The sequence below is a fragment of the Microbacterium meiriae genome (assembly GCF_025143875.1).
Lineage (GTDB): Bacteria > Actinomycetota > Actinomycetes > Actinomycetales > Microbacteriaceae > Microbacterium > Microbacterium meiriae.
Genome location: NZ_JAMBDU010000002.1, coordinates 187,308 through 206,209 on the forward strand (window position 1 = coordinate 187,308; position 18,902 = coordinate 206,209).

Here is an 18,902-nt window from a genome sequence, read left to right on the forward strand (position 1 = left end):
GGCGATTCTCACTGCGCCAAATCGAGGCCAGTCCACCCGAGATCCCGGGCGTGGCGCGCCGATTTCCGTTTGCCGCAGACCCCGGGAAGGAGTTGACTCGTCTCATGCGCGTCACCAAGTTCGAACATGCCACCCTCCGCCTGGACCAGAACGACGACACCCTCCTGATCGATCCGGGATCCTTCACAGCCCCGCTGCACGACCTCAGCGGACTGGTCGCCATCGTGCTCACGCACGAGCACCCCGACCACTGGACGCCGGAGCACCTCGACCGGATCCTCCGCGCGGCCCCCGGGACCCCGATCTTCGGGCCGGAGGGCGTGGCGAAGGCGGCGGAGGGCTACGAGGTCACGGTCGTCTCCCCCGGCGACACCGTGGAGGTCGGCGCCTTCACTCTGCGCTTCTTCGGTGGCACGCACGCAGTGATCCACTCCTCGATCCCGACGATCGACAACGTGGGCGTGCTCGTCAACGACACGTTCTACTACCCCGGCGACTCGTATGCGGTGCCGGAAGGCGTCGAGGTCGGCACCCTCGCCGCGCCGCTCGGAGCCCCGTGGCTCAAGATCGGGGACGCCATCGACTACGTCCTGGCCGTGAAGCCCCGACGGGCGTTCGGCACGCACGACATGACCCTGTCCGTGATCGGCAAGAACATGCACCGGCAGCGGCTGCAGTGGGCGACCGAGCAGGGCGGCGGCGAGTTCCTCGTGCTCGAGCCCGGCGACACCATCGATCTGTGAGCGGACCACGCCGCCTCCTGCCCGCCCCGACCCCGCGACTCGCCTTCCGGGAGATGATCGCGGACGATCTCGACGACATGGCGGCGCTCCTGGGTGATCCGGAGGTCATGGCGTACTACCCCGCGCCCAAGTCGCGAGCGGAAGCCGCCGAGTGGATCGCGCGGATGCAGCAGCGCTACCGCGAGGACGGCCACGGTCTCTGGATCATCGAGACGCACGACGGCGATTTCCTCGGCGACTGCGGCCTCACCTGGCAGTCGGTGAACGGCGCTCCCGTGCTCGAAGTCGGCTACCACGTCCGCGCCGATCGCCAGCGCCGAGGCTATGCCACCGAGGCCGCACGCGCCTGTGTCGACCTCGTCGCGCGGACCTTCGCTCCCACGCTCCTCACCGCCATCATCCACCCCGCGAACGAGGCGTCCCGCGGTGTGGCGGAGAAGCTCGGCATGACCCACATCGATGACGATCGCGCCCATCCGTGGATCGTGCGCACGGTGATGGGGATGACCGTGGAGGCCGCGACCTAGCCCTGAGCGCCACGCACCCGCAGGTCACGCGCGAGGTGGTCGCGCTGCTCGATGAGGAGTCGTCGCAGCGCCGCCGGGGCCTCGGGGCTGGCCGACAGCCAGGAATCGACGAGATCCAGCGACGAACGGGCGGGGAACAGCCCGATCACCAGCCGACGAGCGATCTCGATGCTCCGGTCCGTCCACGCGGTCCCGATCCGCGCGAAGTACTCCTCGTCGTAGGACTCGATGAGGTCGCGGCGGCCACCGGCGCGGTAGCCGCCGATCTCGGCATCGAGGTGATCGTTCGTCAGCGACTGGTCTTCCCACGCGGCGGTCCAGGCGGCCGCGCGTACCGCCGCGTCGGGGACGGAGGCGCGGGCGCGGCGGGCGGCGGTGCGTCCGTCGCCGGTGTCGTCCCTCTCCTCCTCGGCCGCGATGTCCGAGGCGTCGGCGTGACCGGTCGTGACGAGGGCTGTGAGGAGCTGCCAGCGCAGATCGGGATCCACGACGAGGCCCTCCGGCACGTCGCCGTCGAGCAGGGCCCGGACCTCCGCGTGGTGGACGTCATCGAACGCCGAGGCGGCTGCCAGCGCACGCGCCCAGGAGAGCTGGGCGTCGCTGCCGGCGTCCGCCTGCTGCAGTGCCGCCCACGTCGTCTCGGTCCAGGCGCGCTGCTCCGCGGCGCGTCGGTCGTCGGGGACGAAGTGTCGCAGCGCGAACGCGGCGTCGAGGAGGGCCGCAGCCAGCAGACCGCCATTCGACTCCCGCGGTGCGTGCGCGCGCACGATCGCGACGAAACGGGCGGCATCGAGCTCGCCGTCTCGGGTGGCGTTCCACAACGACGACCACACGAGCGCCCGGGCGAGCGGGTCCTCGATGTCCGAGAGGAATTCCTCGACGGTGCGGAGCGATCGCTCGTCCAGGCGCGCCTTCGCGTAGGTGAGGTCGTCGTCGTTGAGCAGCACGAGATCGGCCTCGGGGAGCTCGATCTCGACCCACTCCCCGATCAGATCCAGCTCCCGCTGCTCCCGACGCACGATCCGGCCGTCCACGCGGTCGTACAGTCCGATCCGCAGGCGGTGCGGACGGACGTCGTCCTGGACGAGGTGCTGTGCGCCGTCGGCGTCGGTCTCCACCCAGATGGTCGAGACGCCCGTCGTCTGCAGCCAGGCGCCCGCCCAATCGGTCATGTCCCTGCCGGACACCGCGCTGAGCTCGACGAGGAAGTCGTCGAGGGTGGTGTTGCCGAACGCGTTGGCCGCGAAGTACCGCCGGGCGCCTTCGAAGAACGCCTCGTCGCCCACGAACGCGACGAGCTGCTTCAGCACCGAGGCGCCCTTGGCGTAGGTGATGCCGTCGAAGTTCAGCTTCGCGGCCTCCAGGTCGGGGATGTCGGCGACGATGGGGTGCGTCGTCGGCAGCTGGTCCTGCTGATAGGCCCAGGCCTTGCGCCGCATGGCGAACGTCACCCACGCGTCGTGGAACCGGGTGGCAACCGCCGAGGCGTGCGATCCCATGTAGTCGGCGAAGGACTCCTTGAGCCAGAGGTCGTCCCACCACGTCATCGTGACGAGGTCGCCGAACCACATATGCGCCATCTCGTGCAGGATCGTGTTGGCCCTGCCGGCCCGCTGCGCCTCGGTGGCAGCACCACGCGAAAGGTAGCCTTCCGTGAAGGTGACCAGGCCGGGGTTCTCCATCGCGCCGAGGTTGTACTCGGGGACGAAGATCTGGTCGTACTTGCCCCACGGGTAGGGATAGGCGAAGGCGTCGGTGAAGAAGTCGAGCCCCTGCCGGGCGACCTCGAGGATCTCGTCGGCCTCGAGGTGCTCGACGAGCGAGCGGCGGACGAGCACGCCGAGGGCCACTCGCTGCTCGTCTCTGGTCCACTCCCCGTCGACACGGGCGTACGGGCCGGCCGCGACCGCCGTGATGTAGCTCGAGATCGGCAGCGTGGGGGCGAACTGCACGCGCTGGACGCCGACGCCGAGGTCGACGTGGGCCGGCGACTGGTTCGAGAGCACCTCCCACCCGGACGGCGCGTCGATGACGAAGGTGTACTCCGCCTTCATGTCCGGCTGCTCGAAGCAGGCCATCACGCGGCGGGAGTCCGCGGGCTCGTACTGCGTGTAGAGGTAGGTGCGGTCGTCAGCCGGGTCGTGGAACCGGTGCAGGCCCTCCCCCGACCGGCTGTAGGCGCCGACCGCTTCGATGCGCACGACGTTCGACGCCGCGAGATCGTCGATCGTGAGGCGCGCCCCGTCGTAGACGACGTCCCGCTCCTCCCCGTTCACCTCGACGCGCCGGACCTCCTCGCCGATGAAGTCCAGCCACGTGCTCTGGACCGTCGCATCGAACTCCAGGACCGTCGTCGTCGGGAAGCCCGTGCGCGCCCGCTCCGGGGCTCCGGTCAGGTCCAGCTCGACGCGGATGCGGTGCAGGGTGATCGCGGCGGATCGCGCCGCGGTCTCCTCACGGGTCAGGTTCGCGGTGTGCATCCCTCCATCCTGGCATCTTCCCGAGGTCAGCTGGGGAGCTCCCGCGGCCTCATCCGCGCCGCCCGGCACCGCGCCGGTTGACCTTCCGCGACGTCTCGGGCCCGCCCAGCAGCCGCCGGATCGCCGTCTCCGGGGTCACATCGAGGTCGAGCGTCCTCCCCCGGCCGTACTGCCGGAACACCCGAGGGTCGATGTAGCTGTTGCGGGCGACGGCAGTCGTGTTGCCCAGGGCGGTCGCCGCCGCCTGCACCGCGAGGCGCTCGGCCTGGTTCCGCTGTCCGCGGCGGTCGAGGACGCCGATGCGGGCCAGGGCGTCTGCGGCGATGATCGTGCCGTGGAGGGTGCGGAAGTCCTTGGCGGAGAAGCTGGCCCCCAGCACGTCCTTGAGGTACGTGTTGACCTCGGCGGGCGTGATCTTCACCCGCCGCCGGCCTTTCCGGTAGGCCAGGAGGAAGGCGGTGGAGGCGCCGCTCGCGAAGTCGGTGAGGGCATCGGCGAGGGATTCGTCGGTGATCTCGATCGCGGCGGTCTGTCCGCTCTTCGCCGGGAAGGACAGGGCGACATCGCCGCCGTCGATGCGGACGTCGCGGCGGCGGAGCGTGGTCAGGCCGCGGCTGCCGTGGCGCGCCAGGTAGCGTTCCGAACCGATCCGCAGCGCGGCGTCGTCGAGCAGGCGGAAGGCGATCGCGAGGGCTCGCTCCTTCGTCTGGCCGTCCTCCTTGAGAGCCTTGGTGACCTGCGCGCGGGCGCTGGGCAGGGCCGCGGCGAGGTCCAGTGCGCGGACGAACTTGCGACGGTCGCGGGAGACCCGCCAGAGCGGGTGGTAGAGGTACTGCTTGCGACCGGCGGTGTCGATCCCCACGGCCTGGATGTGCGCGAGCGGGTCGGCCGCGATCCACACGTCCTGCCACGCCGGCGGGATCACCAGGTCGCTGATGCGTTCGCGATCCGCCTCGGGCGCAGGCTCCCCCATCGGATCGACGTACCGGAATCCCGAGCTCGTCCGCTTCCGCGTGAAGCCCGGGTCCTGACCGGGTACCACTCGCACCAGTCGCGCCATGCGTCTCTCCTCCCGCCGTGCAGCTCCTCCGAGTGTGGAGTGACCCCGGTCTCGGCGGGAAGGGAGTGGCGTCTCACCCCGCCGGCGTGCTATCCGCGTCGGCGTCCTTCGCGAAGACCGCCCGCATGTGGTCGCTGGTGAGGAAGTCAGCGATGCCGATCATGATCAGGCTGAAGACGATCTGCTCGGTGACCATCCAGACGGGATAGAGACCGGGGATCGCCGCCATGACGAGCGTGATGACCGGGAAGATCTGCGCGAACAGCCGCAGTCGGAGGTAGGCCCAACGCCATCCGCGGCGCGCACGCCACGCGAAGTAGAACAGCGTCGCCGTCATCGCGAGCACCACGAGCGTGCGCATCCACACGGCGAAGGGCACGCTGTCCCCGTCCGCGGCGAGCACGAGCGCGACCAGGACAGCGCCCACCCCGAGCACCAGCTCGGCGACGAGGAGCCAGAGGATCCAGGTGAAGGCACGGACCGTCCTGGGGTGAGTGCGGCCGGCGTCGCTGATCAGTACGCCGGCCTGCCGCCCACTCGCGATCCGGTCGAGACGGAGGAAGAGCGGTTCGAGGGCCATGCTCGGAGCCTAGACCGGCGGCGTCCGCTCGACCTCGTCCGTTCGATGGAGCTCGGCGCTGCCGTTGGCTGCTTCCGGGAGCACCCGCTCCAGCACCATCGCCAGCACGCCGACGGCGAGACTGCCCGCCACCATGACCGCGATGAACCACCCACTGACGCCGACGCCGAGGAGCACCCCCGCGACGAGCGGGCCGAGGATCGCTCCGCCCTGGAAAGCGGCGGAGTTGAGGGCGTTGTAGCGGCCGCGAGTGCGGTCGGTCGCGAGATCGTTGTAGATGGCGGGGATCGTCGGCTGCATCATGGTCTCCCCGAACGCGAAGACGCCCATGAACGCGATCACCGCGATCGCGGCCGTGACCGAGTCGGGGAGCAGACCCGCGGCACCGAGCATGACCCAGGAGACGGCCCAGATGAGCGCCATGACCTGCATGACCCTGGTGCGGCGGCGACCGTTGATGAGGCGGAGGACGGCGAACTGCAGCAGCACGATGACAGCCGTGTTCACCGCGAACGAGATGCCGACCACGGCGGTCGACACCTGGGCGATCTGACGGGCGTAGGCGGGGAAGCCCGCCTCGATCTGTCCGTACCCGATGAAGACGGAGAAGAAGGTCAACAGCGTCATCCACAGCACCGCCGGTCGACGGAGGATCTCCCGGTAGCCGCCCTCGGTGGTCACCGCCGGGTCGGGCTCCGCCTGCGTGCGCACGTGCCGGAGCGGACCCAGGAGCAGTGCCAGCGGGATGAGGCTCGTGGCCGCGTCGATGAGGAAGATCGTGGTGAAGGTCGACGGCTCCGTCACGTCGACGAAGAAGCCGCCGATGATGCCGCCCACGCCGATGCCGAGGTTGACGAGGGCGAAGTTCACGCCGAAGTACTGCTGGCGGACCTCGCCGTCGACCACCGAGGCGATGAGCGCGTTGAAGCCGGGCCAGGACACCCCGAAGTTGACCCCGATGAGCACGACCGCGACGGTCGCGACGGCGGGATGCGTGGCGTAGGCGAGGAGCGTGCACCCCGCGATCATCGAGAGCAGGCCCACGATCAGCACACGGCGGGCGCCGAAGCGGTCGATGAGCGTACCGCCGGGGCCCGTGACGACGAGCCCCGTGATCGCGATGAGGCTCATGAGCGCTCCGGAGAACCCGAGGTCGAAGCCGCGGACCTCGTGGAGGTAGATGATGGTGAACGGCAGCGTCATCCCCCGCCCGAGCGTCTGGATCGCCACGGTCGACAGCAGCCAGCGCCCCTCGGTGGGCAACGCGTTCCAGAAAGACCTCATACCGATCACCTCGTCATTGTTCCAGGAGCCGCGGACATCGGATGACCGCCGGGCTCCCGGGAGCAAAGCCGATATTCTGCGAACATGCCCGTGTCGTTCGAAGACTTCCGCTCCGCCCTGCTCCACGCACCGACCCGTGAGGTCTGGGGCCTCGTGCTCACCGATGCCGAGGCGCAGCAGGTCGCCGCGGACGAGCAGGCGAGCCGGGCCTGGTACGACTACTGGCTCGCCACCACGGCGCCGGCGACGCCCGCCCCCGCGGCGGCAGGGCTCGGCGGACACGAACTCCCCATCGCCGCAGCGCCCGGGCTCGCTGCGGCGCCGCCGCCTGCACCGGCCGCGGCTGCGCAGGGACCCGTCTCCTCCGGTGGGCCGGAGATCGCGTTCCCCGCTTCGGAGAGCACCGGGAGGAAGAGCCGGGTCGGCCTCTGGGTGACGCTGGGCATCGTGGGCGCGCTGCTGCTGATCGCCGCGATCGTCACGGTGTTCGCGTTCACGACCGCACGCCACTGGACCAAGGTCGACGTGCCGGAGAAGCCCGAGACCTTCCACAGCGAGGAGTACGAGACCGGCAAGTACCTCGTCGCCGACGACGGCGTGAGCCCGTGCGCGGTGGACCAGGACTGGACGGACTGCATCGGCCTCATGGAGGCCGAGTACGCGGGCGCCTGCGCCGGGGTCGACCTCGTCCCCGCCGCCGCGGACCTGTGCACCCAGCACCGCGCCGAGATCGACCGGATGATCGCGGAGGACGCGGACGGGATGTACGTGGCCTCCCTCGGCGATTTCGGACACCTCACCCGGACGCCCGAGACGGCGACGCGCCAGGTCTCGAACGACGATGCTGAGCCGGCCGTCACCCACGAGGCCGTGTGCTATCTGGGGTTCCTCGGGGAGTGCGAGTAGCCGGTTCACCATCCGCGGGTCTCGCCGGGGAGGCCGACCGAGCGTATCGTCGGGCACAGACCTGATCGGGTCGGGGACGAGGTGTCGACATGTGTCGGTGGCTGGCGTATGTGGGAGAACCGCTGCACCCGTCGGAGGTGATCCTCGACGCGCGACATTCGCTCGTGGCGCAGTCCCTGGACTCGCCACTCGGCGCGGAGACCGTGAACGGGGACGGCTTCGGCCTCGGCTGGTATCCGGTGTCGAACCGTGAGGACTCGGGGCAGCCGCCGGGGCCCGCGCTGTTCCGGAGCCTGGAGCCCGCCTGGAACGATCTGAACCTGCGCGAGATCTCCCGCATGATCCGCAGCCCGCTGTTCTTCAGCCATGTGAGAGCCGCCGCCGGGCCGCCGGTCCAGCAGACCAACTGCCACCCGTTCCGGCACGCGAACTGGCTCTTCATGCACAACGGCGGCCTGACGGACTTCCTGACAGTGAAACGCGACCTCACTCTCGCCGTCGATCCCTCCCTCTTCCCGGAGATCCAGGGCACCACCGACTCCGAGGTGCTGTTCCACCTCGCCCTGACACTCGGCCTGCAGGACGATCCGATCGCGGGGATGCGGGCGGCCATCCGGGAGGCCGAGCGAGTGGGCCACGAGCATGGCATCCGCTTCCCGGTGCAGGGCACCTTCGCGGTCTCCGACGGCGCCACCGTGTGGGCGATCCGCTATTCGACCGCCGGACGCTCCCGCTCCCTCTTCCACTCCACCGACATCGAGACTCTTCGTCGGATGTACCCCGATGCGGAACGTCTTCGCGTCTTCGGTCGCCGGGCGCACGTGATCGTCTCCGAGCCGCTGAACGATCTGCCCGGTGCGTTCGAAGAGGTCCCCGAATCCACGGTCTCGATCCTCGACGAGGCCGGCTACCGGTACGAGCCCTTCCTCGAAGCTGCGTGAGCACTGACGTTCCCGCCGGGGGAACGAGAAAACCCCCGCCGGAGCGGGGGTTTTCGAAGTGCTGGGGTACCTGGACTCGAACCAAGAACAACTGAACCAGAATCAGCCGTGTTGCCAATTACACCATACCCCAAGGGCGAAACCGGAGCCTCGCACCGAGAGTCAAGCTTACCCGAGCGGCGACCGATCACCAAAACCACCGGTGCCGTGTCGCCGCTCGGGCGCGTCGCGGATCAGTTCGCGAGGAACGCCGAGAGCGCGCGCAGGCGGCGCAGCGACTCGTCCTTGCCCAGCAGCTCCATCGACTCGAACAGGGGCGGCGAGACGCGGCGGCCGGTGATGGCCACACGCGGCGGCCCGTAGGCGACGCGCGGCTTGAGCTCGAGGTTCTCCACGAGCGCCGTCGACAGCGCCTCCTGGATCTTCTCCGGGGTGAAGTCCGTGACCGGCTCGAGGGCGGTGACACAGGCGTCCAGCACCTCGGCAGCGTTGGCCGGGAGCCCCTTGAGCGCATCCGCGTCGTACGACACCTCGTCGCGGAACAGGAAGCCGAGCATGCCCGGGACCTCGCCCAGCAGCTGCACGCGCTCCTGCACCAGCGGCGCCGCACGGAAGGCGAGGACGAGCTGCTCGTGGGTCGGCTCGTCGAACAGACCGGCCGCGGCGAGGTACGGCACCGTGCGCTCGGCGAAGTCCTTCACGTCGAGCATGCGGATGTGGTCGCCGTTGATCGACTCGGCCTTCTTCTGGTCGAATCGGGCGGGGTTCGGGTTCACGTTCTCGATGTCGAACGCGGCGATGAACTCGTCGAGCGAGAACACGTCGCGGTCCGGGCCGATCGACCAGCCCAGGAGCGCGAGGTAGTTCAGGAGGCCCTCATGGATGAAGCCGCGCTCCCGGTGCAGGAACAGATCGGCCTGGGGGTCACGCTTGGAGAGCTTCTTGTTGCCGGTCTCCCCCAGCACGAGCGGCATGTGGGCGAACCGCGGCACGAACGTCGTCACACCCGCGTCGATGAGAGCGGCGTAGAGCGAGAGCTGGCGCGCGGTGGACGGCATGAGGTCTTCGCCGCGGAGGACATGGGTGATGCCCATCAGCGCGTCGTCGACGGGGTTCACGAAGGTGTACAGCGGCACCCCGTTCGGACGCACGACGACGAAGTCCGGGAAGGAGCCTGCGGGGAAGGTGACCTCGCCGCGGATGAGGTCGACGTACGTGAGGTCCTCGTCCGGCACCCGCAGGCGGAGGGCGGGCTGACGGCCCTCGGCACGGAAGGCGGCCTTCTGCTCGTCCGTCAGGTCACGGTCGAAGTTGTCGTAGCCGAGCTGCTTCGCGCGGCCGTTGGCCTCGTTGCGGGCGTCGATCTCCTCGGCCGTCGAGTAGCTCTCGTAGAGCGCGCCCGTCGCGAGGAGCTTGTCGATCACCTCGCGGTAGATGTCGTGCCGCTCGGACTGCCGGTACGGGGCGTGCGGGCCGCCGACCTCGACACCCTCGTCCCAGTCGATCTTCAGCCACGTGAGCGCGTCGACGAGCTGGCGGAAGCTCTCCTCGCTGTCGCGCGCGGCGTCGGTGTCCTCGATGCGGAACACCATCTTCCCGCCGTTGTGACGGGCATAGGCCCAGTTGTACAGAGCCGTGCGGACCATGCCGACGTGCGGCAGCCCCGTCGGAGAGGGGCAGAAGCGGACGCGGACGTCGGCGCCGCTGGCGGTCGTGGTGAGGGGATGCGGAGTAGCCATAGCCCTTCGATTCTACGGGTGCGGGCGGGTCAGCCCCGGCGCGAGACCGCCACCGCCGCGCGGTGCTCCAGGGGCAGCACTGTTCCCACCCGATGCGCCGCGACCGTCTCCTCGAACCCCGCGCGGAACCGGCGGCGCTCGGCCGTGGAGAGCAGGGCGTACTGGGCGCCGGCGCCGGCCACACCCCCTTCGACGGAGGTCCACAGCGCGCCGGGGTCGGCCTCCCACGTCCAGGTGTGCTCGGTGACCACGACCTCCGGGAGCCCGGCGTCGGTGAGCACGTCCGCGAAGCCGTCCGGGGTGCGTGCGAAGTCCTCTTCGGCGGGGAGCCTCTCCCCCGCGTACGGCGGCAACCCCGCGCGTTCGACGACCTCCGCCCAGAACCACGACGGGGAACGGGTCCAGATCGTCGCGGCGACCGGACCACGCGCGACCCGACCCAGCTCGCGGGCGGCGGTCCGGGGGGAGGAGACGTGGTTCAGCACGAAGTTCGCCACGGCGGCATCGAAGGACCCGTCGCCGAAGGGCAGCGTCGGCAGCCCGCCCTCGACGATGCGCAGCGTCGGGTGCTCCCGGTGGGCGACGGCACGCATCGTCGGCTCGGGCTCGCAGGCTGTGACGTCCCATCCCCGGCGTGCGAAGCGGGACGCGAGACGGCCCTCCCCCGCGCCGACGTCCAGCAGGCCACGACCCTCCGCCGGGCCGAGTGCGGCGGAGAGAGGCTCGAAGGTCCCGGCGCACAGGGCGGCGTACGAAGCGGCATAGGCCTCTCCGACGCCGTCCCAGGCCTTCACCGCGCGTTGCTCCGGGCGAGCGGTGACAGCGCGACGATCGCGAGGACGAGCACCGAGGCCGCGATGCCGAGCCCGGCGTACTGGAAGTTCGACAGCACGATGCCGGCGAGGACGGACCCGGCGGCGGCGGACAGGCTCATCAGCGAGTCGCTGCGTCCCTGACGACGAGTGCGCACCTCGGGCGCGGAGGCTTCGGTGAGCAGCGCGGCACCGGCGACCGTCGCGGCACTCCAGCCGAGGCCGAGGAGGATGAGGGCGACCATGACGCCCCACGCCTCGGTGCCCGCGAAGACGGCGAAGGCCAGGGCGCCGCCGAGCAGAGCCTGCCCGAGCAGCACCACGCGCAGCCGCCCCCAGCGGTCGGCCAGCACGCCGAACACCGGCGAGAGCGCGTACATGCCGCCGACGTGCAGCGCGATGGTGATGCCGACGAGCGCTGAGACGTCCGCCGGTGTCGCCGCCGCACCGTGAGCGCCGTGGGCCATGTGCGAGAGATGCACCGGGGTCATCGCCATGACCGACGCCATCACCACGTGCGACCCCGCGATGGCGAAGATCGCGTAGCGGGCCACGCGCGGGCGGTCCGCCACGACGGCGCTCGTCGTCGCGGCGGCGGCCTGAGCGAGTCGCTGCGCGGCCAGCAGCGGATCGGGGCGGAGGGCGACGAGGTAGAGCGCGAGCGCCGCGCACTGCGCGACGAACGAGAAGACGTAGGAACCCGTCTGCGGAGGCATCCCGATCGCCTGTCCGACGATCTCCCCCGGGCCGAGCAGCAGCGGTCCCGCCACGCCGCCGATCGTGGTGGACCAGACGACGATCGAGAGGTCACGCCCGCGGTGCTGCGGCGCCGCGAGGTCCGTGGCCGCGAACCGGGATTGCAGGTTGCCCGCGTTCCCCGCACCGATCAGCAGGATGCCGACGAGCAGGAGCGGGAAGACGCGCACCGACGCCGCGAGGATCACCACGGCGATGCCGACGAGGGCGAAGAGATTGCCGAGGGTGAGGGCGCGGCGGCGTCCGAGCCGTGCGGCCATCCGGGCGAGCGGGATCGCGCAGAGCGCGGCGCCCAGGGTCACCGATGCCGTCGCGAGCCCGGAGAGCGCGTCGCTGCCGGAGATGTCCGCGGCGAGCAGCGCACCGAGCGACACGGTGGCGCCGAAGGCGATGCCGCCCAGCACCTGCCCCAGCGACAGCACGAGCACGGTGCGGCGCTGGACCGCCTGCTGCTGCGTCGCCGTGAGGGCGACGTCGGTCATGACGCGGGAGCGGCGTCGCGCACGGGGTTGCGCAGGATGCCGAGTCCGGAGATCTCCACCTCGACCGTGTCGCCCGCCTCGAACGTGCCCACGCCCGCGGGTGTCCCCGTCATGATGACGTCGCCCGGAAGGAGCGTGAACACCGCAGAGGCGTACTCGATGATCGCGGCGACCGAGTGGATCATGTCGGTGAGCGGCGCATGCTGGCGAACCTCGCCGTTCACCCGCGTCTCGATCGTGGCCTGCGCCGGGTCGAAGTCCGTCTCGATCACGGGACCGAGCGGGCAGAACGTGTCGAAGCCCTTCGCCCGCGACCACTGCCCGTCCTTGCGCTGCAGGTCGCGTGCGGTGACGTCGTTGCCGATCGTGTAGCCGAGCACGTGGTCGAGGGCGTTCTCCGCCTTCACGTTCTTCGCGATCCGTCCGATCACGACCACGAGCTCGCCCTCGTACTCCGTGCGCTCGGACAGCGCGGTGGGACGCACGATCGCGTCGTCCGGGCCGATCACGGCGGTGTTCGGCTTGAGGAACAGCAGCGGCTCCTCGGGGGCCACTCCCCCCATCTCGGCGGCGTGATCGTGGTAGTTCTTGCCGACGCACACGACCTTGGAGCGCGGGATGACGGGCGCGAGCAGCGTGACCTCGGTCAGCGGGACGCGGGCGCCGGTGGTCTCGTACCCAGAGAACATCGGGTCCCCGGCGAGGACCACGAGCTCGCGGTCGTCGATGATCCCGTACATGATGGCGTCGTCGTGGCTGAACCGGGCGATCTTCATGCCTCCAGCCTAGATCCCCTCCTTTATCGTCGAGACCCCGCTTTCTCGTCGAGACCCCGGTTCGCTTGCGCGGGAGAGGCAGGGTCTCGACGGAAGCCCGGGGCCTCGGCGGAACTCATCCGGGAGGACGGATGCCGAACGCGGCGAGCCGTCGTCCGAGGTCCTCGGGGGTGCGGATGTGCCGGGAGCCCCAGCGCACCACCCGCGAGCCGGTCACCCCGCGGATCTCGTCCTCGCGGTGCTTCTCCGCCATCACCGCATCGGCCGCCGTGGGCATCGTCCGCAGCTCCGCATCCCGGTACTTGTCCTCCCCGTCGAACTCTCCGAAGGCCCGGGACCGCGGGAACCCGAAGTCGGCGAAGTACCGCGCGCCGTCGGAGCCCACGATGGGGACCTGCAGATCGATGTCTCGGAAGCCGAGTCGGTGGAGCTGGAGGCGACTCACGCTCTCGCCCGGGAGCTGCGCCCGTCCATCCGCGAAGGCTCCGATCCATCGCGCGCGCCGCACACCCCGGAGTCCCGCCGCGCACAGGCCTTCGACTTCGGCCCGCCAGGCGGCGACGGCATCCTGGTCCACCTCGTGCCCGTCGACCGAGACCAGCCGCAGTGCCGCATCCCCCGCGGCGACGACGGCCTCCGGTCGCAGCAGTCGGGCGAGATCGAACACCGTGCGGGTCAAAGACGTGCACCGGAGCCCGTGCCGCCGGACGATGTCGCCCTCGTCGAGCGCGATCTGGTGTCGGATGACCCCGGCTTCGGTTCTACTGTGCCGACGGCTGCGGATCGCGGTGTGCACGTCGTCCCGGATCGGCCCCACGAGCGGCAGCCCCCAGAGCGCGGCGGCGGAGAGGTGCGAGAACACGGGACCCCCGCCCGGACTGGCCCTGCGGACGGCGCACACCCGCACGAGCTGCCGCCCCTCCGGCCACAGCTCGTCCCAGACCTCCGTGTCGACGTACGCCCCGCGGTGCACCCGTCGCAGCCTGCCGTGCGCGACCGCCGCCGCCAGCTCCCGTTCCGTGACGCCCGCATCGAGGGCCTCCTCCCGCGACCGCACGAGATCCCAGGCATCGGAGAACGAGAGGCGCCGCGACATCCCCCCACTCTCCCCCGCTCACCCTCTCCTCCCCCCGTTCTCCACACCCCCCACCCCTCATCCCCCACTCCCCCCGCACTGTGCAGGAACGACCCCGGCGCGCGAGACCCCGGGTACACGACGAGACCCCGCCTACCACGCGTCGACACGGCGGGGTGTCGGCGGGAAGACGGGGTCTCGGGGAATGGAATCAGGCGTCGAGGCGGAGGAGCCAGCCGTGCTTGTCCTCGCGGCGGCCGTACTGGATGTCGGTGAGCTCCTCGCGGAGCGACAGCGCCAGCTCGCCCAGCGGCTGCGGCTCGTCGAAACCCTCGCCCACGAGCGCGCCGATCGGCGTCACGACCGCGGCCGTGCCACAGGCGAACACCTCGACGATGTCGCCGGAGGCCACGCCCTCGCGCCACTCGTCGATCGAGATCGGTCGCTTCTCGACCGTATAGCCGCGGTCCTCGGCGAGCTGCAGCAACGAATCCCGCGTGATGCCCTCGAGGATGCTGTCGGACTCCGGCGTGACGACACGACCGTCCTTGAAGACGAACACGACGTTCATGCCGCCGAGCTCCTCGACGTCGCGGTTCTCGTTGAGGAACACGACCTGGTCGCAGCCCTTCGCGCTGGCCTCGGCCTGCGGCAGGAGGCTGGAGGCGTAGTTGCCCCCCGTCTTCGCCTTGCCGGTGCCACCGCGGCCGGCGCGGGCGTAGTCCTCGGAGAGCCAGATGCGCACCGGCTTCACGCCTCCGGTGAAGTAGGCGCCCGCGGGGCTGGCGATCACGTAGTAGGCGACCTTCTGCGCGGCCCGCACGCCGAGGAAGGCCTCCTTGGCGAACATGAACGGACGCAGATACAGGCTCTGGTCGGCACCGGAGGGCACCCACCGGCCGTCGACGGCGATGAGCTCCCGCAGCGACTGGATGAAGTACTCCGTCGGCAGCTCCGGCAGCGCGAGGCGGCGGGCACTGGCCTGCAGGCGCGCGGCGTTGCGGTCGGGACGGAAGGTGTGGATCGAGCCGTCGGCGTGCCGGTAGGCCTTGATGCCCTCGAAGATCTCCTGTGCGTAGTGCAGCACGGACGCCGCGGGGTCGAGCGGGATCGGGCCGTAGGGCTGCACACGCGGACGGTGCCAGCCGCCCTTGACCGACCAGCAGATGTCGACCATGTGGTCGGTGAAGACGACCCCGAAACCGGGGTTCTCCAGCACTTCGGCGACGCGTGCCGGCGAGGCCGCGTTCAGGTTCTTCGTCACGGCGAACTCCAGGGGAGCCACGCTCGTCTCGGCGTCGATCGTCGTCATGTCGTCATCCAATCCTCGTGGGGTGGGCGCATCCTCGCGCCCTGTCAGCCTACGCCCGCCGTTCAGAGACGGGCAGTGATCGCGGAGCCGATCTCCGCGGTGGTGCGGGCACCGCTGCGGGCGGCGATGTCCGCCTCGACCGCGGCGCTCACACGCGCCGACTCGGCCGTCAGGCCGAGGTGGTCGAGCAGCAGCGCGATGGAGAGGATCGCGGCGGTCGGGTCGGCCTTCTGCTGACCCGCGATGTCCGGAGCCGAGCCGTGCACAGGCTCGAACATCGACGGGAAGTTGCCATCGGGATTGATGTTCCCGGAGGCGGCGAGGCCGATGCCGCCCGTGACGGCGCCGGCGAGGTCGGTGAGGATGTCACCGAAGAGATTGTCCGTCACGATCACGTCGAAGCGCGAGGGATCGGTGACGAGGAAGATGGTGGCGGCGTCGACGTGCAGATAGTCGACGGCGACGTCGGGGTGCTCGGCGGCGACCTCGTTCACGATGCGCTGCCAGATCGCGCCGGCGTGCACGAGCACGTTGGTCTTGTGCACCAGGGTGAGCTTCTGACGGCGGCGCTCCGCGAGGGCGAACGCATAGCGGACGACCCGCTCGACACCGAACGCCGTGTTCACGGAGGTCTCGTTCGCCACCTCCTGCGGCGTCCCCTTCCGGATCGCTCCGCCGTTGCCGACGTAGGGACCTTCCGTCCCTTCGCGGACGACGACGAAGTCGACCTCGCCCGGGTCCGACAGCGGACCGGGAGCTCCGGTGAAGAGCTTCGAGGGACGCAGGTTCACGTAGTGGTCGAGCGTGAACCGGAGCTTCAGCAGCAGCCCGCGCTCGATGTTCGCGTCCTTCAGCCGCGGGTCGCCCGGCGTCCCGCCGACCGCGCCGAGGAGGATCGCGTCGTGTGCGGCGATCGCGGCGAGGTCGTCGTCCGTGAGCGTGTCGCCCGTCTCGAGGTACCGTCCGGCACCGAGCGAGAAGCGGGTCTTGTCGAACGTCACGTCGCTGTCGGCCGTGACGGCGTCGAGCACCTTCTCCGCCTCGGCGATGACCTCGGGACCGATGCCGTCACCCGGGATGACGGCCAGCTTCACGACACGCGACATGAGACTCCTTGCGCACTGCACGGGGGTGGACCGACCGCGGCGCGACCGCGGGTCGAACGGGCCGGTCCCCCCAGCGTAGTGGTCAGTGCGTGGGTGCCTTGCGCAGTGTGACGGCCGCGATGACCGCCGCGACGACGACGAGGCCCGCCCCGATGAGCGAGGTCACGGTGACGCCGGAGCCGAACGCGTCGGCCGCTGCCTGCCACAGGGCGTCGCCGAGCGCGGCCGGGAGCTCGTGGGCGGCGGTGTACGCGCCGGCCAGCGTCTCCTGCGCAGCGCGGGCCACCTCGGCCGGAAGCCCCTCGGGCAGCACCAGCGCGCCGCGGTAGAACGCGGTGATGATGCCGCCCAGGATCGCGGTCCCCAGCACGGCACCGAGCTCGTACGCCGTCTCGGACACCGCGCTCGCGGCACCGGCCTTCGCCGCGGGGGCGCTGGAGAGGATGAGCTCGTTCGAGATGGTCTCGGCCGCGCCGATGCCGATGCCGAGGACGACGAAGGCGAGGATGAGCGGTGCCACGCCGTGCTCGTGCGTCGTGAAGGCGACGATGAGGTACCCCGCGACGGAGAACACCAGCGCCGCCGGGATAAGCACGTGCGGCGGCACCCGCCGCGAGATCGGCACCACCGTGAGTCCGGCGACGATCATCGCCGCCATCCCCGGCACGAGCGCGAGGCCCGCGACCATCGGCGAGAGCCCCAGCACGAGCTGCAGGTGCTGCGAGACGAAGTACAGGAACCCGACGAGGGCCACGACGCTGAGCAGGTTCACCAGGATCGCCCCCGAGAACGACCCGCGGCGGAACAGGGCCATGTCGAGCATCGGGGTGTCGGCACGGAGCTGACGGCGCACGAACAACGTCCCCATCACGAGGCCGAGCAGCGCCCATCCCCCGGCGTACAGCGACGGGCCGTCGACCGCGAAGGACTTGATGGCGTAGACGACCGGGATCATCGCGGCCATCGAGAGCACGATGCTGAGCGGGTCGATGCGGCCGGGATTCGGGTCACGGCTCTCCGGCACGAGCAGCGGCGCGGCGATGAGCAGCGGGATGAGGACGGGCACGGCGATGAGGAACACCGAGCCCCACGCGAAGTGCTCGAGGAGGAAGCCGCCGACGATGGGGCCGAGCGCGGATCCGGCGGAGAACGCAGACGCCCAGACCGCGATGGCCATGCGGCGCTGGTCGCGGTTCTGGAAGATCGACCGCAGCAGCGAGAGCGTCGAGGGCATCAGCATGGCGCCGAAGAAGCCGAGCAGGGCGCGGGCGGCGATGAGCAGTCCCGCGGTCGGCGCGAAGGCGGCCAGAGCGGAGACCACGGCGAACCCCGTGGCTCCGATGAGGAGCAGGCGGCGGCGCCCGAAGCGGTCGCCCAGCGTCCCCATGGTCACCAGGAGTCCGGCGAGCACGAGCGGATAGACATCGATGATCCACAGCTGCTCGGCCCCGCTCGGCGCGAGCGAGATCGAGATCTCGGGCAGCGCGAAGCTCAGCACCGTGTTGTCCACCGACACCAGCAGCACCGGGAGCATGAGGACGACGAGCGCCGCCCACCCCCGAGCCCCGACGCGGGGAGCTTCCGTCTCTGTCGTCGGGATCGACGCAGTACGGGTCATGGAACACCTTTCCTTCCTGTGGACCGCTCGTTACTAAACCGTCCGGCTGGTATAGTAACAGATGCAGCCCTCCCGATCCCGCTCAGAGGATGACCGATGCCCCGCCCTCCCCTCGCCCGTGAGAAGGTCCTCGACGCCTTCGAGGCGATCCTCATCGACGACGGCGAACGCGCCGCGACGCTCGAGGCCACGGCGAAGGCCGCCGGCGTGTCGAAGGGCGGCCTGCTCTACCACTTCCGCTCCAAGGACGACCTGGAGACCGGGCTCCTGGAGCGCCTGGACCACCTGACCAGCCTCGACCTGGAGCGCATGCGCGCCGCCGAGGAGGGCCCCGTCGCGTACTACGTCCGGACCTCGGTGATGGAGAACGACGCCCTCGATCGGGCGCTCATCGCCACGACTCGGCTGGCCCAGGGCGGCTCGACCGCCGCGTCCGACATGCTCCGGGATACCCGGCGTCGCTGGGCGGAGACGATCCGTCCGCACGTCCGCGACACCGCCAGCCTCGACCTCGTGATGCTCGTGAGCGACGGCCTCTACTTCAACAACTCGCTCGACGTGCACGGGCCGGAGCGCCTGGTCCCGCGCAGCGACGAGCTCGCCGATCTCATCGCCCTCGTGCTGCGCGCCACCGCCTGACGCCGGACAAGGCTGCGGGTACGGAGAAGGGGGGGGGGGGGGGGGGCGCCCCCCCCGGGCCCCCCG

At 70.5% G+C, this 18,902-nt stretch carries 17 protein-coding genes and 1 tRNA gene; 5 read left to right on the top strand and 13 right to left on the bottom strand.

Going from position 1 to position 18,902, the window contains the following annotated elements; translation table 11 throughout:
- The first annotated feature begins 104 nt into the window (after window positions 1–104).
- Window positions 105–743: an MBL fold metallo-hydrolase gene (locus M4D53_RS02415; RefSeq protein ID WP_187663947.1), complete on the top strand. Its 639-nt coding sequence runs from the start codon at window positions 105–107 to the stop codon at window positions 741–743.
- On the top strand, window positions 740–1,270 hold the full coding sequence (locus M4D53_RS02420; RefSeq protein WP_259951696.1) for a GNAT family N-acetyltransferase: 531 nt from the start codon (window positions 740–742) through the stop codon (window positions 1,268–1,270). Before M4D53_RS02415 ends, M4D53_RS02420 begins: the two co-directional genes overlap by 4 nt.
- On the opposite strand, the gene pepN is transcribed toward M4D53_RS02420, so the two are convergent.
- From pepN to M4D53_RS02440, 4 genes are all read right to left on the bottom strand, one after another.
- Window positions 1,267–3,750, bottom strand: a complete 2,484-nt coding sequence (pepN, locus tag M4D53_RS02425; RefSeq protein ID WP_259951697.1) for an aminopeptidase N — start codon at window positions 3,748–3,750, stop codon at window positions 1,267–1,269. The two genes, M4D53_RS02420 and pepN, sit on opposite strands and share 4 nt — an antisense overlap.
- Before the next feature lie 49 nt (window positions 3,751–3,799).
- The gene (locus tag M4D53_RS02430) at window positions 3,800–4,810 is read right to left on the bottom strand and encodes a DNA topoisomerase IB (protein WP_259951698.1); all 1,011 of its coding nucleotides are present in this window, start codon (window positions 4,808–4,810) and stop codon (window positions 3,800–3,802) included.
- 73 nt (window positions 4,811–4,883) lie between these two features.
- A complete protein-coding gene (locus M4D53_RS02435; protein WP_259951699.1) occupies window positions 4,884–5,390 on the bottom strand; it encodes a hypothetical protein in 507 nt (168 codons plus the stop codon).
- 9 nt (window positions 5,391–5,399) lie between these two features.
- Entirely contained in the window at window positions 5,400–6,674 is a 1,275-nt protein-coding gene (locus M4D53_RS02440) for an MFS transporter (RefSeq protein ID WP_259951700.1), read from the bottom strand.
- 84 nt (window positions 6,675–6,758) lie between these two features.
- Between M4D53_RS02440 and M4D53_RS02445 the strand changes: the two genes are divergently transcribed.
- Together M4D53_RS02445 and M4D53_RS02450 are read left to right on the top strand one after the other, a co-directional pair.
- Window positions 6,759–7,580 (top strand): hypothetical protein, encoded by an 822-nt coding sequence (locus M4D53_RS02445; protein ID WP_259951701.1) that lies wholly within the window; start codon window positions 6,759–6,761, stop codon window positions 7,578–7,580.
- Window positions 7,581–7,669: 89 nt separating this feature from the next.
- Window positions 7,670–8,521, top strand: coding sequence for a class II glutamine amidotransferase (locus M4D53_RS02450; protein ID WP_259951703.1), 852 nt, complete (start codon window positions 7,670–7,672; stop codon window positions 8,519–8,521).
- A 61-nt stretch (window positions 8,522–8,582) separates the two neighbouring features.
- Here the strand turns inward: M4D53_RS02450 and M4D53_RS02455 are convergent.
- The 9 genes from M4D53_RS02455 to M4D53_RS02495 form a co-directional block, all read right to left on the bottom strand.
- A tRNA-Gln gene (locus tag M4D53_RS02455) sits at window positions 8,583–8,654 on the bottom strand.
- A 100-nt stretch (window positions 8,655–8,754) separates the two neighbouring features.
- Window positions 8,755–10,260, bottom strand: coding sequence for a glutamate--tRNA ligase (gltX, locus tag M4D53_RS02460; RefSeq protein ID WP_025103292.1), 1,506 nt, complete (start codon window positions 10,258–10,260; stop codon window positions 8,755–8,757).
- 29 nt (window positions 10,261–10,289) lie between these two features.
- Window positions 10,290–11,054, bottom strand: a complete 765-nt coding sequence (locus M4D53_RS02465; protein WP_259951704.1) for a class I SAM-dependent methyltransferase — start codon at window positions 11,052–11,054, stop codon at window positions 10,290–10,292.
- Entirely contained in the window at window positions 11,051–12,310 is a 1,260-nt protein-coding gene (locus M4D53_RS02470) for an MFS transporter (protein WP_259951705.1), read from the bottom strand. The genes M4D53_RS02465 and M4D53_RS02470 overlap by 4 nt, the downstream gene beginning before the upstream one ends.
- Entirely contained in the window at window positions 12,307–13,086 is a 780-nt protein-coding gene (locus M4D53_RS02475) for a fumarylacetoacetate hydrolase family protein (protein ID WP_187663938.1), read from the bottom strand. The genes M4D53_RS02470 and M4D53_RS02475 overlap by 4 nt, the downstream gene beginning before the upstream one ends.
- A 115-nt stretch (window positions 13,087–13,201) precedes the next feature.
- Window positions 13,202–14,182: a type IV toxin-antitoxin system AbiEi family antitoxin domain-containing protein gene (locus M4D53_RS02480; protein WP_259951706.1), complete on the bottom strand. Its 981-nt coding sequence runs from the start codon at window positions 14,180–14,182 to the stop codon at window positions 13,202–13,204.
- A 190-nt stretch (window positions 14,183–14,372) separates the two neighbouring features.
- Window positions 14,373–15,473 (bottom strand): branched-chain amino acid aminotransferase, encoded by a 1,101-nt coding sequence (locus M4D53_RS02485; RefSeq protein WP_187663936.1) that lies wholly within the window; start codon window positions 15,471–15,473, stop codon window positions 14,373–14,375.
- A 62-nt stretch (window positions 15,474–15,535) separates the two neighbouring features.
- Window positions 15,536–16,579, bottom strand: a complete 1,044-nt coding sequence (locus tag M4D53_RS02490; protein WP_259951707.1) for a 3-isopropylmalate dehydrogenase — start codon at window positions 16,577–16,579, stop codon at window positions 15,536–15,538.
- An 82-nt stretch (window positions 16,580–16,661) separates the two neighbouring features.
- Window positions 16,662–18,197: an MFS transporter gene (locus M4D53_RS02495; protein WP_187663934.1), complete on the bottom strand. Its 1,536-nt coding sequence runs from the start codon at window positions 18,195–18,197 to the stop codon at window positions 16,662–16,664.
- Window positions 18,198–18,293: 96 nt separating this feature from the next.
- Between M4D53_RS02495 and M4D53_RS02500 the strand changes: the two genes are divergently transcribed.
- Window positions 18,294–18,836: a TetR/AcrR family transcriptional regulator gene (locus M4D53_RS02500; RefSeq protein WP_259951708.1), complete on the top strand. Its 543-nt coding sequence runs from the start codon at window positions 18,294–18,296 to the stop codon at window positions 18,834–18,836.
- Window positions 18,837–18,902 lie beyond the last annotated feature (66 nt).

Bases quoted from the DNA above. Each gene is read 5' to 3' on its own strand.
- M4D53_RS02415 (WP_187663947.1), top strand. From the start codon at position 105: ATGCGCGTCACCAAGTTCGAACATGCCACCCTCCGCCTGGACCAGAAC.
- pepN (WP_259951697.1), bottom strand. From the start codon at position 3,750: ATGCACACCGCGAACCTGACCCGTGAGGAGACCGCGGCGCGATCCGCC.
- M4D53_RS02430 (WP_259951698.1), bottom strand. From the start codon at position 4,810: ATGGCGCGACTGGTGCGAGTGGTACCCGGTCAGGACCCGGGCTTCACG.
- M4D53_RS02435 (WP_259951699.1), bottom strand. From the start codon at position 5,390: ATGGCCCTCGAACCGCTCTTCCTCCGTCTCGACCGGATCGCGAGTGGG.
- M4D53_RS02440 (WP_259951700.1), bottom strand. From the start codon at position 6,674: ATGAGGTCTTTCTGGAACGCGTTGCCCACCGAGGGGCGCTGGCTGCTG.
- M4D53_RS02445 (WP_259951701.1), top strand. From the start codon at position 6,759: ATGCCCGTGTCGTTCGAAGACTTCCGCTCCGCCCTGCTCCACGCACCG.
- M4D53_RS02450 (WP_259951703.1), top strand. From the start codon at position 7,670: ATGTGTCGGTGGCTGGCGTATGTGGGAGAACCGCTGCACCCGTCGGAG.
- gltX (WP_025103292.1), bottom strand. From the start codon at position 10,260: ATGGCTACTCCGCATCCCCTCACCACGACCGCCAGCGGCGCCGACGTC.
- M4D53_RS02470 (WP_259951705.1), bottom strand. From the start codon at position 12,310: ATGACCGACGTCGCCCTCACGGCGACGCAGCAGCAGGCGGTCCAGCGC.
- M4D53_RS02475 (WP_187663938.1), bottom strand. From the start codon at position 13,086: ATGAAGATCGCCCGGTTCAGCCACGACGACGCCATCATGTACGGGATC.
- M4D53_RS02480 (WP_259951706.1), bottom strand. From the start codon at position 14,182: ATGTCGCGGCGCCTCTCGTTCTCCGATGCCTGGGATCTCGTGCGGTCG.
- M4D53_RS02485 (WP_187663936.1), bottom strand. From the start codon at position 15,473: ATGACGACGATCGACGCCGAGACGAGCGTGGCTCCCCTGGAGTTCGCC.
- M4D53_RS02490 (WP_259951707.1), bottom strand. From the start codon at position 16,579: ATGTCGCGTGTCGTGAAGCTGGCCGTCATCCCGGGTGACGGCATCGGT.
- M4D53_RS02495 (WP_187663934.1), bottom strand. From the start codon at position 18,197: ATGACCCGTACTGCGTCGATCCCGACGACAGAGACGGAAGCTCCCCGC.
- M4D53_RS02500 (WP_259951708.1), top strand. From the start codon at position 18,294: ATGCCCCGCCCTCCCCTCGCCCGTGAGAAGGTCCTCGACGCCTTCGAG.